Origin of the sequence: Methylosinus sp. LW4, assembly GCF_000379125.1 — a bacterium.
Taxonomy (GTDB): domain Bacteria; phylum Pseudomonadota; class Alphaproteobacteria; order Rhizobiales; family Beijerinckiaceae; genus Methylosinus.
Genome location: NZ_KB900626.1, coordinates 1,171,456 through 1,183,084 on the forward strand (window position 1 = coordinate 1,171,456; position 11,629 = coordinate 1,183,084).

At 68.7% G+C, this 11,629-nt stretch carries 11 protein-coding genes; 4 read left to right on the plus strand and 7 right to left on the minus strand.

All coding sequences use genetic code 11. The features are described 5' to 3' along the window. Positions 1 to 34: 34 nt before the first annotated feature. The 3 genes from METLW4_RS0105990 to METLW4_RS0106000 all read right to left on the minus strand — a co-directional run bounded on the left by METLW4_RS0105990 (position 35) and on the right by METLW4_RS0106000 (position 4,452). Entirely contained in the window at positions 35 to 1,045 is a 1,011-nt protein-coding gene (locus METLW4_RS0105990) for a DUF2232 domain-containing protein (protein ID WP_018265298.1), read from the minus strand. A gap of 165 nt (positions 1,046 to 1,210) precedes the next feature. Next, positions 1,211 to 3,769, minus strand: coding sequence for an ABC transporter permease (locus METLW4_RS0105995; protein WP_018265299.1), 2,559 nt, complete (start codon positions 3,767 to 3,769; stop codon positions 1,211 to 1,213). Further along, positions 3,766 to 4,452 carry an ABC transporter ATP-binding protein gene (locus METLW4_RS0106000; RefSeq protein WP_018265300.1) on the minus strand — a complete coding sequence of 229 codons (687 nt, stop codon included), beginning with the start codon at positions 4,450 to 4,452 and terminating at the stop codon, positions 3,766 to 3,768. The genes METLW4_RS0105995 and METLW4_RS0106000 overlap by 4 nt, the downstream gene beginning before the upstream one ends. A 172-nt stretch (positions 4,453 to 4,624) precedes the next feature. Between METLW4_RS0106000 and METLW4_RS0106005 the strand changes: the two genes are divergently transcribed. Then, positions 4,625 to 5,233, plus strand: a complete 609-nt coding sequence (locus METLW4_RS0106005) for an arylesterase (protein ID WP_157234928.1) — start codon at positions 4,625 to 4,627, stop codon at positions 5,231 to 5,233. A gap of 255 nt (positions 5,234 to 5,488) precedes the next feature. After that, the gene (gene thpR, locus METLW4_RS0106010) at positions 5,489 to 6,073 is read left to right on the plus strand and encodes an RNA 2',3'-cyclic phosphodiesterase (protein ID WP_018265302.1); all 585 of its coding nucleotides are present in this window, start codon (positions 5,489 to 5,491) and stop codon (positions 6,071 to 6,073) included. A gap of 2 nt (positions 6,074 to 6,075) precedes the next feature. Here the strand turns inward: thpR and METLW4_RS0106015 are convergent, their stop codons facing one another. From METLW4_RS0106015 to ftsE, 4 genes are all read right to left on the minus strand, one after another. Then, entirely contained in the window at positions 6,076 to 6,852 is a 777-nt protein-coding gene (locus METLW4_RS0106015) for a lysophospholipid acyltransferase family protein (RefSeq protein WP_018265303.1), read from the minus strand. 125 nt (positions 6,853 to 6,977) lie between these two features. Beyond that, positions 6,978 to 7,676 (minus strand): YdcF family protein, encoded by a 699-nt coding sequence (locus METLW4_RS0106025; protein ID WP_018265305.1) that lies wholly within the window; start codon positions 7,674 to 7,676, stop codon positions 6,978 to 6,980. Positions 7,677 to 7,794: 118 nt separating this feature from the next. Then, complete coding sequence (locus tag METLW4_RS0106030; RefSeq protein ID WP_157234930.1) at positions 7,795 to 8,796, minus strand: cell division protein FtsX; 1,002 nt, start codon at positions 8,794 to 8,796, stop codon at positions 7,795 to 7,797. Further along, the gene (ftsE, locus tag METLW4_RS0106035; RefSeq protein ID WP_018265307.1) at positions 8,783 to 9,445 is read right to left on the minus strand and encodes a cell division ATP-binding protein FtsE; all 663 of its coding nucleotides are present in this window, start codon (positions 9,443 to 9,445) and stop codon (positions 8,783 to 8,785) included. Before ftsE ends, METLW4_RS0106030 begins: the two co-directional genes overlap by 14 nt. 139 nt (positions 9,446 to 9,584) lie before the next feature. Between ftsE and METLW4_RS0106040 the strand changes: the two genes are divergently transcribed. Then, positions 9,585 to 10,154: a hypothetical protein gene (locus METLW4_RS0106040; protein ID WP_018265308.1), complete on the plus strand. Its 570-nt coding sequence runs from the start codon at positions 9,585 to 9,587 to the stop codon at positions 10,152 to 10,154. A 58-nt stretch (positions 10,155 to 10,212) separates the two neighbouring features. Then, on the plus strand, positions 10,213 to 11,517 hold the full coding sequence (locus METLW4_RS0106045) for a dihydroorotase (RefSeq protein ID WP_018265309.1): 1,305 nt from the start codon (positions 10,213 to 10,215) through the stop codon (positions 11,515 to 11,517). The last annotated feature ends 112 nt before the right edge of the window (positions 11,518 to 11,629 follow it).

Sequence of the window (11,629 nt, forward strand, 5' to 3'; positions counted from 1 at the left end):
TCCTCGTGTCTCTCGAATTGATGCCGCGGCGATCTCAGCCGCGCCGCGCCTGCGCCGCTTGCCTGCGGCTTCGGAACGAAAACGCCGCATCGGCGACGCCGATGACGGTGAATAGGACGATCGGCCAGGCGAACAGGCCGATGACGATATAGATGACGGTGAGCGTCACTCCGCCGATGCGCGTGCCGCGCAGCAGAAAGTGAACGACGGCGAGGCCCTGCATCGCGAGAGCGAGGCCGAGCGTCTCGGCGAGCACCAGACCGATCTCGCCCGGGAGGTCGCCGAGAAAGGCGAGGGCGCAGGCGGCGAGAAAGGCCCCGGCCGCCGCGCGCGGCAGCACGAATTCCTGCGCAATGTCGGGCCAGGGCCGCGGCAGCGCCTCCGAGGCGCGGGCGAGCAGGCCTGCGCCCCAGAGATTGAGCGCATGGCTGAACAGAGTGAGCGCGGCGAGCGTCGCCGGAAAGGCGAAGACGACGAGCGCCGAAAGCTGGCTGGCGTCGAGCTTGTCGCCGAGGTCCTGCGTGCGGATGAGATCCTCGATCGCCATGAAGGCGCGCGCCCGCAGCGGGTTCAGCGCCTCGTCGAGGCTGCCGAAACGAATCGCCGCTATGGCGACCGCCGCCGAAACGGCGGCTGCGACCGCGCCGCCGGCGGCGAGCACCGCCCAGGCCGGCGCATGGGACGTCACCAGCTCGCGGCCGCGCCAATTGGCTCCAGAGACGACATAGGCGGCGGCGAGCGCCGGCAGCGCGACCAGAAAAGCGTAGACGAGGCCGAAGATCGGATTGGGCCAGATCGACAGCAGGCCGGTCGCGATGAGGCCCGCGGTCGCGCCATGGCGCAGGCCGAAGCCGAGCGCGACGATGGAAATCGGCAGCGGCGCGAGAAAGGCGAACAGAACCGACGCCGAAGTGCCCTTGGTGAGGACGGCGAACACGGCCGCGCCCGCGAGACCGCCGCCGATGGAGGCGAAGATCTGCGAGAACGAAAAGTCGCCGTTGTCGGGAACGGGCAGTTTCTTGCGTTCGGGTAGAAGCTGGGGCATGGGCTCAACGCTTGTTCGAGGGCGAGCGCGATCATCTCGCGTCCAGCCCCCTGAACGCCGGCGAAGCCCGCCTTTTAAGGCGAGCGATCTCTCCCGGCAAGGGTGGAAGCGCGAAAAACCCGCTTCGTATAGCCGAAAACGTCGCCGGAGCGGCGTTTTTCGCCTTTATTGGCGGCGCAGAGCCGGGCCGGGCTTCTCGCCGAGCACGCGCCAGCTGCCCAAGAGGCCGAGGCCGACGGCGAAGGCCAGAGCGCCGAGCGTCGTCAGCGCGACCGGCCACGGGCGGAAGACGAAATCCATCCGCATCAGCGCCTCCAATATGAAGGCCGCCGCGCCGGCGCCCGCGATGACAGAGAAGAGGCCGGCCACGAGGCCGAGCAGAGCGAATTCCAGCGCGAAGGCGCCGGTCAGCCAAGCGCGCGTCGCGCCCAGCGTCTTCAATATTATGGCGTCGCGCTGGCGTCCGCGCTGGCTCGCGGCCACCGCGCTCCCCAGCGCCAGCGCCGCCGTCACAATGGCGAGGCCCGCGGCCGCCCGCGCCGCGAAGGTCAGCTGATCGGCGATCTTCTCCACCGCCTCCAGCGCATCTTTCACGCGCAGCGCCGCGACTTGCGGGAAGCGCGTCGCCGCCTCGCGCGTCAGCCTTTTGTCGCGCTGCGGATCGTCGCGATCGGCGAAGGCGACGGTGAAAATCTCCGAGAAGGGCGCATCGGCGAAGGCGTCGGGCGAGAACACCATCATGAAATTAATGCCATAGCTGCGCCAGTCGACGCGGCGCAGATTGGCGATGCGGACGGTGAGATCGCGGCCGAGCACATTGACGACGATCTCGTCGCCGACTGCGAGGCCGAGCCCTTCGGCGACGCGCGCCTCCAGCGAGACGAGGGGCGGGCCGCTGCGTCCATCCTCCCACCATTGTCCGGCGACGATCTCCGAGCCCTTGGGCGGCGTCGCGGCGAAGGTGACGCCGCGGTCGCCCTCCAGCGCCCAGGCGATATCGTCCGGGGGCTTCAGATTCTCGGAGCGCACGCCCTTCACGGCGACGATGCGGCCGCGCATCATCGGCACATGCTCGATGCGGGCGTCGGGGGAGAAGGAGGAGAGGAAGGCGGCGAATTCGTCCGCCTGCTCCTTGGCGACGTCGACGAAATAGAAGCTCGGTGTGCGGCTCTTCTGCGCCTGGAACAATTCCGCGTGAATCGAGCCCTCGATCAGCGCCAGCGCGACGAGAAGCGTCTGAGTCACGCCGAGCGAGACGATCAATGTCGCGGCGAGGCTCTTGGGGCGGCGAATATTGCCGATCGCATGGCGCAGCCGCGCGCCGGGCGCATGGGCGAAGCGCCGCGCCGCACGGACGACGAGAGCCGCGACGCCGCGCAGCAGCACGAAGGCCGTGGCGGTGGCGGCGATATAGGTCGCCGCGAGCTTCTTGTCGGCGGCGGTGAGCATGACCAGGGCCACGAGAACAGCCGCGGCGGCGAGCGCTGCGAGCAGAAAGACGCGGGGAGGGGCTTTCTCCTCGGCCTCGTCGCGCAATAGCCGCGCGACGGGCGTCCCATAGGCGCGGCCGAGCGGCGGCAAGGCGAAGATCAGCGCCACCAGCAGCCCATAGGCCGCTCCAACCGCGAGCGAGCGCGCGTCGAGCGTCGGCGCGAAGGGCAGGGGAATGGAGGCCGAAAGAGAGAGGTCGGCGAGATAGGGAAAGGTCGCGCCAATGGCGAGGCCGCCGATGACGGCGAGGCCGGCGACCAGCAGCACCTCGACGAGCGCCATTGCGAAGACGCGCGAGGCCGGCGCGCCCAGCGCTTTTAAAATTGCGAAAGCGTCGCGCTTTCTGGCGACGAAGCCGGAAACGGCGTTGGCGACGCCGGCGCCGCCCGCGACCAGCGCGGTCAGCGCCACCAGCGTCAGCAGCTGGGTGAAGCGTTCCTGACTGCGCGAGAATTGCGGGGAGACCGCGTCCCGCTCGCGCAAATCCCAGCCGGCGTCGGGAAAAGCCGCGGTCAGCGCCGTGATGAAACGCTTCACCTCGGCGTCGCTGGCGACGGCTTCGGTCTTGCCGAGCGAGACGCGTGTCAGCCAGCGCACCACGGCGCCCGGCTGCATCAGCCCGGTCGCCTTCAGCGCCTCCTGGCTCATCAGCACGCGCGCGCCGAAGCCGAAGGCCCCGGCGAGCTTGTCCGGCTCGCTCGCAAGCTCGGCTGTGAGCGTGAAGGAGCCGGAGCCGATCTTCACAGAGTCGCCGATCTCGAGGCCGAGCCGGGCGATAAGTCCGGCGTCGGCGACGAGGCCGAAGCCGCCGCCGCGCGGCGCCAGAGCCTCGGCGAGCGGCTGCGCGGGAGTGAGCCCGACCGCGCCTTGGCCGGGATAGGCCGAATCGACGGCCTTTATTTCGATCAGCGCGGCCTCGCCGCTCGCCGAGCGGGCCATGGCGCGCATCAGGCCGATCTCGCAGACGCGGCCGTCGCGCTCCAAGAACTCGCGCTCCTGCGGCGAGAGCCGCCGCATTGTGGTGGCGACGGAGACGTCGCCGCCCAGAATCGTGCGCCCCTCGCGGGCGAGGCCGTCGGCGAGCGAGCGCGACACGGCGCCGACGCCGGAAATGGCGGCGACGCCGATGACGATGCAGGCGATGAAGACGGAAAAGCCGCGCAGATCGCCGGAGAGGTCGCGCAGGGCGAAACGCAGCGCCAGCGGCAGGCGCGAGATGAATCTCGCCCTCATGACGCCGGCGCCTCGTCCTCTATGCGGCCGGAGCGCAATCGCACGGCGCGGTCGCAGCGGGCGGCGAGGGAGGGGTCGTGCGTCACCAGCACCAGCGTCGCCGAGCGCCGCGCCTTTTGCGCGAAGATGAGATCGACGATGGCCGCGCCGGTCTCCGAATCGAGATTGCCGGTCGGCTCGTCGGCGACGAGAATCACGGGGTCGGGCGCGAGCGCCCTGGCGATGGCGACGCGCTGCTGCTCGCCGCCGGACATTTGCGCCGGATAATGGGAGAGGCGATGGCGAAGGCCCACGGCCTCCAGCTCCTGCGCGGCGCGCTCGAAAGCGTCGGCGCGGCCGGCGAGCTCCAGCGGAATGGCGACATTCTCCAGCGCCGTCATCGTCGCGATGAGCTGGAAAGACTGGAAGACGACCCCTATCTTCCCTCCACGGAACCGCGCCAGCGCATTTTCATCGAGCCGGGCGAGGTCGCTGCCGTCGACCAGCACCTTGCCGGAATCGGGCCGCTCGAGGCCAGCTAGCGTCATCAGCAATGTGGATTTCCCCGAGCCCGAGGGTCCGACGAGGCCGACAGCCTCGCCGGGCGCGACGGCGAGGCTTATGTTCTTGAGCACATGGACGCGCGCCGCGCCCGCTCCGAGGGTGAGATCGACGTCCTCGAGCTCGATGACCGGCCGCTGCACTTTGGAGGTCCTAATGGTTTGCCGCTGCGCCCGCCGCCGCTCTCGCGAGCCGGCAAAGACGCCCGCCCCGACATATGCGAAGGCGCCGCCGGTTTCCAGTGCGCGGCCGCGCTTTCGTCCGCTCGGCCCGGTGGCGCTGCTCTGCGCCGCCGCGATTTTGGCGCTTCTCACCATGATCTCTCTGCCCGCCGCGGCCGAGCCGCTGCGCATCATCGCCTTCGGCGACAGTCTCAGCGCCGGCTTTCAGCTGCCGGCGGACGCCTCCTTTCCGGCGCAGCTCGAGGCCCGGCTGAAAAATGACGGCTATGACGCCCGCGTCGTCAACGCCAGCGTCTCCGGCGACACCACGAGAGGCGGGCTCGCGCGCGTCTCCTATGCGCTGCGCGACGGCGGCGATCTGATGATTCTCGAGCTCGGCGCCAATGACATGCTGCTCGGCTTCGATCCGGCGACGACGCGCGGCAATCTGGAAAAAATCATCGCCGCCGCCGAGGAGAAGGGGCTCGCCGTGGTGCTCGCCGGAATGCTGGCCAACGCCAATTTCGGCGAGGAGCAGAAAAAAGCCTTCGACGCCATTTTCCCCGATCTCTCGGCGCGGCGCGGCCTGCCGCTCTATCCCTTCTTTCTCGAGGGCGTCGTCGGAGAGAAGGGCATGACCCTCGTCGACGGATTGCATCCGAGCCGGGCCGGCGTGGCGCGGATCGTCGCCGGCGTCGCGCCTCTGGTGGAGAAGCGCCTCGATTCCCTGCGATCGACGCGTCAGGGCGCCGCGCAGCGCTGAGCGAGGCCGCGAGCGAGGCCGTGAGAAAAAATCCGTTCACACGCCGGATTTTCGTTACAGCCGTCGCATTCTCGATATAGTGCCGACACCATCCTTAGCGCGCGCCATTGCGGCGCGCCGATCCGCGAGGAGGCGCCGACAACGGCCCCGTCGCTCCGCCGTATTCGCGGCCGGGCAAGGGGCCGAGCGAGCAGACAGCGACTTCGCCTTTCCCACTCCCCGAGCGCCTTGCGAGGCCAGGATGGAGGACCTGCGATGCCCAGACTGTTCACCGCCCTCGAAATCCCCCCTCTCGTCGCCGGCGATCTCGCCGCTCTGCGCGGAGGCGTTCCGGGAGCCCGCTGGATCGACGCGGAAAATTATCACATCACGCTGCGCTTCATCGGCGATGTGGACGATGCGCTCGGCCATGACGCGGCCATGACGCTGGCCGCCATCCGCCGTCCTCCCGTCTCGATCACGCTGGAAGAGCTGTCGAGCTTCGGTGGCGACAAGCCGCGCGCCATAGTGGTGAAGGCGCGCGCCGATTCGGCGCTGGCCGAGCTACAGGCGGAGCAGGAGCGCCTGCTGCGGCGCATCGGCATTCCGCCCGAGCCGCGCAAATTCGTGCCGCATGTGACGCTCGCGCGCCTGCGCGGGGCGTCCAGCTCCTCAGTCGCGGCCTATCTCGGCGCGCGCGGCTATTTTCCGCCCATGCGCTTCGAGGCGGCGCGCTTCGTGCTGTTCTCCTCGCGCGATTCGGTCGGCGGCGGGCCTTACATCGTCGAGGCCGACTATCCGCTGCGCGACCGCAAGGCGCTTTCCGCCGGCGCTCGCGAGCTGACCGCCTACGGCCGGTAGGCTCAGGCGCTCGCCGGCGCCGTCTTGCGGCCGCGCTCGACGACGGCGGCGAGCGAGGGATCTCGCGCCACCGCCTCCGCGATGAGGCGGTCGGAGGCGCTTTCGATCGTGTTCTGCATGCGCTCGAAGAAGTCCCGCGGCTCGAGCCCCGGCGGGATGATCGGCAGATATTCGATGACCACGGTTCCCGGCCGCACGATGAAGGCGCGGCGCCCCCAGAACAGGCCGGAATTCAGCGCCACGGGCAGACAGGCCGCGCCGGTCTCGCGATAGAGCATCGCGACGCCGAACTTATAGAGCGGCGGCGCGCCCGCCGGACGCCGCGTCCCCTCGGGAAAGATGAACAATTGCCGGCCTTGGGCGAACAGCGCCTTGGTCTTCTCGATCAGCTGCGGCAGCAGCTTGCCGCCCTTGGCGCGATCAATGCCGATCTGCTCGGCGCCCATCAGATACCAGCCGAAAAAGGGGATGAACACCAGCTCGCGCTTGAGAATATAGGAGAAATCCGGCGAATGCAGCGGCAGGACGAAGGTCTCCCAAGTCGACTGATGCTTGCAGGCGACGATGACCGGCCCTTTCGGAATATTCTCGAGGCCGCGAAACTCGAATTTCAGCCCGACGATCTTCTCGAGCCAGAAGAGCGACGTTCTCCCCCAGACGCGGCCGAGCGTCATGGAGGCGTGCCGCTTCATCAGCAGCGCGGGCAGCCAGATGATCTGCAGCGTCATGAGGCTGACGTAGAAAGCGATGTGGAACAGCAGCGAGCGCAGGAAGAGCATGCTTTGGTCGCCCGTCGGGTTTCGCGAAAAGGTGGGACGCGAAAGCCTTCTAATGCGCTTTTTCGTCGAACGGAACCGCCGCTCGGTCGGGCCGGCGCGCTTTCTCGGGCGCTGCGCCGACCGATTCAGCGCGCTTGCGCCGTGAGGCGGGCGGTCTCGGCCGGGGCGAGAGCGGTCGCGGAGAGACCCGGCTCCAGCAGCCGGGTGCGCAGCAGGACATAGAGATATTTGACATATTCGGCCGCGATGAGCCGCGTCACGGCGAGATCGCCGAGCCAGTCCTCGACGCGAAGATGGTCGCTGACCACGGCGAAAGGATAGAGTTCCGCCCCCGGCAGCGCCGCCGAGAGCTCGGCCAGAGCGCGGGGCATATGATAATTGGAGGTGACGATGATGAGCGAGCCTCTGCCGATGCCATGCGCCTGCGCCCAGTCGCGCGTCTCCCGCGCATTGCCGATCGTGTCCTGGGCGCGGTAGCCGAGATCGACGCAGCATTCGAACAGCTCCCGGGAGACCGGCAGCAGCTTGGCGATCTCATGGCCGCGCGTCGCCCGATTGACCCCGGTGATGAGCAGCCGGCGCGCCTGGCCGCGAGCTAAGAGCCCGCCCGCCTCATAGACGCGGTCGGAGCCGCCGGTCAGCACGACGACGCCATCGGCCTGCACGGTCAGGGTCGATTCGGTCCGCTCCAGCGAGAGGGCGAAGCCGATGAAGCCGGCTACGAAGGCGGAGGCCAGAAAGCAGAAAAGAGCGAGGACCGCGAGGCGCCAGCGTCCGGGCGCGGCCCATCCTCTTGCTTTCCCGTATCGCGCATGCGCTCGCAAGCGTCCACCTCGTCGCCGGTCCCCGTCTCGTCGCCGTCCCCGGCCGCGAATCCTCGACAAGATGGAAGCGGCGCTCGAGGCCGTCCAGGGCCGGGCGGAATTTATGCCCGGTTAGAGTTTACTCGGCCCCGTCCAGCCGCCGCAATTGGCGGAACACGATCTCCTGAGACATGAAGCCGGTGAGCAGCCCGGCCGCGGCCGAGATGAGGCCGACGACGGTGAAGCCGAGCGGCCCCAGCGAGAAGCTGCCGAACATGGCCTCCAGCTGATCGCCGTCCGGCGTCGCCGTCCAGCGGCTGGCGAGATAGCCGGCGAAGAGAAAAAAGCCCATGGCCGAGGCGCCGCCGATGAGGCCGCCGCGCAGGCCCAGCACCAGGAAGCGGCGCTGGAACTGCTGGGCGATATATTTGTCCGCCGCGCCGACGAGATGCAGCACCTCGATGATCTCGCGATTGCCGACCATGGCCGCGCGTGTGGCGAAGGCGACGGCGAGGCCCATGGCGACGACGATCAGCACGAAGACCAGCGCGGCGACCGCCACAACTGTGCGCGCCATCTGGCCGAGCCGCTCCACCCACAGCCGGTGATCGTCCAGCGCCGCGCTCGGCAGCGCCTGGGCCAGCTCGCGGCGCAGCGCGTCGAGATCGGCGCGGCGGCTGTCGTCCAGCTTCACGACGATCATGCGCGGGGCCGGCAGCTCGGCGAAATCGAGGCCCTGGCCGAGCCAGGGCGCGAGCAGCGCCTCCGACTCCGCCTTCGTATAGACGCGCACGTCGCGCACGCCCTCGGCGGCGACGAGGACCGAGGTCGCCTTGCTGACGTCGGCTTCTATGTCGCGGCCGGGCAAAGGGCGGATCTGCACGCTGGCCTCGCGCGCCACCTCGCGCCGCCAGTCGACGCTGGCGTCGGCGACCATCAGCGCCGCCCCGGCCGAGAGCGCCGCCAGAAAGGTCATGATGGCGATGACGATGACGAGCGAGCGTCCGGCGATAGAGGAGGTGGGAACGAGCGGCGTCTCCCGCCCGAGCGCCTCCTCGGGCGCGGCCTCCTTGGCCGCCGCGGCGGCGGGGCGCAGGCCGAGGCGGGGCTCCGGGCGAGGCTTGGCGTCATTCGAAGACATGCAGCCGCCCATCCGCGAGCACCAGGCGGCGCGCGCTCTCATATTGATCCATCAGAGCGAGATCATGGGTGGCGATGACCACCGAGGTGCCGCTCTTGTGCAATTCCACGAACAGCCGCAGCAGCCGCCGCGCCAGAGTGGGGTCGAGATTGCCGGTCGGCTCGTCGGCGAGCAGCAGCTCCGGCCGCACGATCAGCGCGCGGGCGATGGCGGCGCGCTGCTTCTCGCCGCCCGAGAGCACGCTCGGCCGGCTGGCGATGCGCTCGTCGAGGCCGACCCAGCGCAAGAGCTCCAGCACCTCGGCGCGATAGCTCGTCTCCTCGCGGCCGATGACGCGCAGCGGCAAAGCGACATTCTCGTATAAATTGAGATGCTCCAGCAGGCGGAAGTCCTGGAAGACGACGCCGATGCGCCGACGAATGTCGGTGACGGAGTCCTTGTCCAGCGTCTCCGTATCCTTGCCGAAGAGGGTGATTCGCCCGCGCGTCGGCTTCAGCGACAGCAAGACGAGCTTCAAAAGCGTCGTCTTGCCGGCGCCCGAGGGTCCGGTGAGGAATTGGAACGAGCGCGGCGTGATGGAAAAAGCGAGATCGCTCAATATCTCGCTGCCGTTTCCATAGCGCAGGCCGACGTTCTCGAAGGTCAGCAAAGGCGTGTATCCATTGGCGGGCTCAGAATCGCGCTGCCGGGAGATTAGCAGTTCACCGCCCATTAACCATATCGGCGGCTAATCGACGACATGTCGGCGGCCGATTCAAAAGCGGCCGCCCACGGTTCGGAGACCGGCCATGCGCAACGACCTCGCCCCGCACAACTCCCCGGTCGGCTCGGCCCCGAAGGCTCATGACTTGGACGAGAGCCCGCTGTGGCGGGAGCCGCCGCATGAGAGCGATCTCGTCGACGAGCGGCGCCAGCGCCTGCTGCCGCTGATCGCGGCGATCATCGCCGTCGTTTTCGGGGCCATGGCGCTGATCGGCATGCGCGAGAAGATCGTGCGGGTCATGCCCTTCGCGACGGCGCTCTATTCGGCCATGGGGCTGAAGGTCAACGCCGCCGGGCTCGATCTGCGCGGCGTCACCTCCAAGATCGTCACCGAAGGGACGCGCAAGGTGCTGACCGTCGAGGGCGAGATCGTCAATCTGCGGCGCGCCGCCAATCGCGTGCCGCCCATGGCGCTGGCCATTCGCGGCGCCGACGGCCGCGAGCGCTACAGCTGGACCGCTGCCGCGCCGAAAGTGCGGCTCGCGGCCGGGGAGAGCGTGCAGTTCCGCGCGCGCCTCGCCTCGCCGCCCGCCGATGGCGCCGATGTGCAGGTGCGCTTCGCCGCGCTCGAGGATGCGGAGAAAGCGGAGCGATAGCCGCGCCGCGTTCCCTCAGCGCGTTCCCTTGGCGCGCGAAATGGCCTAAGCAGGCCTCATGCCGACGCATGCGCCTCTCCTTTTCGTGAACGCCCGCCTCGTCGATCCCGCCTCTGGCGTGGAGACGCGCGGAGGGCTCCTCGTCCTCGACGGAAAAATCGCCGATCTCGGCCCGGCTCTGAAGGCCGAGACCGCCCCGCAGGGCGCGCGAATCGTCGATTGCGCGGGCGATGTGCTCGCGCCCGGACTCATCGACATGCAGGCCTTTCTCGGCGAGCCGGGCGCCGAGCATCGCGAGACCATCGCCACCGCCACGGCGGCGGCCGCGGCCGGCGGCGTCACCACCATTGTCGCCGCCCCCGGCACTTCGCCGCCGATCGACGATCCGGCGGTCGTGGACTTTGTCCTGCGCCGCGCCCGAGACACCGGCCGCGTCCGCGTCCTGCCCATGGCCGCGCTCACCAAAGGGCGCGAGGGCAAGGAAATCTCCGAATTCGGCCTGCTGCGCGAGGCCGGCGCCATCGCATTCTCTGACGGCAAGCGCTCGCTGCGCAACGCCCAGACCATGCGCCGGGCTTTGACCTACGCCCGCGATTTTGACGCGCTCATCATCCATTTCCCGGAGGATCGCGATCTCGTCGGCGAGGGCGTCATGAATGACGGCGAATTGGCGACGCGGCTCGGCCTCGCCGGCGTGCCCAAGGAGGCGGAGGCCATTATCGTCGATCGCGATCTGCGCCTCGTCGAGCTGACCGGCGCGCGCTACCACGCCTCCATCGTGGCCAATGGCCTGTCGCTGGCGGCGCTTCAGGAGGCGAAGGCGCGCGGCCTGCCGGTGACGTGCGGGACCACGATCAATCATCTGACGCTCAATGAGAACGACATCGGCGACTACCGCACCTTCCTGAAGCTGCGCCCGCCGCTGCGCCATGAGGACGAGCGCCGTCTGCTGGTTGAGGCGGTGGCGAGCGGGCTCATCGACGTCATTCTCTCCGATCACGACCCGCAGGACGTCGAGATGAAGCGCCTGCCTTTCGCCGAGGCGGAGGCCGGCGCCGTCGGCCTCGAGACCATGCTGGCGGCGGGGCTGCGGCTCGTCCATTCGGGCGATGTGCCGCTGCCGACGCTGCTGCGGGCCATGTCCACGCGGCCGGCCGAGATTCTGCGCCTGGAGCAGGGGCGTCTCGCCAAGGGCGCGCCGGCCGATCTCATCCGCTTCGACCCGGACGAGCCCTTCGTCGTCGATCCGTCCGAATTGCATTCCCGCTGCAAGAACACGCCCTTCGACACGGCGCGCCTCCAAGGTCGGGTGAAATCGACATTCGTCGCGGGAGAATCCGTCTTCGAGCGGCCGGACGCCTAGAGCGGGGCAATAACGAAAAAAGCGTCTTGCCGCCGCGATTTCGCCAATTTCGGGAAAAAGCGGCAAGCAGATTGTGAATCTTTGCAATAGGTACGTAGGTTAACTGCCCGTA

Coding starts and splice junctions, on each gene's coding strand:
- METLW4_RS0105990 (WP_018265298.1), bottom strand. CDS start 1,045: ATGCCCCAGCTTCTACCCGAACGCAAGAAACTGCCCGTTCCCGACAAC.
- METLW4_RS0106040 (WP_018265308.1), top strand. CDS start 9,585: ATGCGCAACGACCTCGCCCCGCACAACTCCCCGGTCGGCTCGGCCCCG.
- METLW4_RS0106005 (WP_157234928.1), top strand. CDS start 4,625: ATGATCTCTCTGCCCGCCGCGGCCGAGCCGCTGCGCATCATCGCCTTC.
- METLW4_RS0106030 (WP_157234930.1), bottom strand. CDS start 8,796: ATGTCTTCGAATGACGCCAAGCCTCGCCCGGAGCCCCGCCTCGGCCTG.
- METLW4_RS0105995 (WP_018265299.1), bottom strand. CDS start 3,769: ATGAGGGCGAGATTCATCTCGCGCCTGCCGCTGGCGCTGCGTTTCGCC.
- METLW4_RS0106045 (WP_018265309.1), top strand. CDS start 10,213: ATGCCGACGCATGCGCCTCTCCTTTTCGTGAACGCCCGCCTCGTCGAT.
- METLW4_RS0106015 (WP_018265303.1), bottom strand. CDS start 6,852: ATGCTCTTCCTGCGCTCGCTGCTGTTCCACATCGCTTTCTACGTCAGC.
- thpR (WP_018265302.1), top strand. CDS start 5,489: ATGCCCAGACTGTTCACCGCCCTCGAAATCCCCCCTCTCGTCGCCGGC.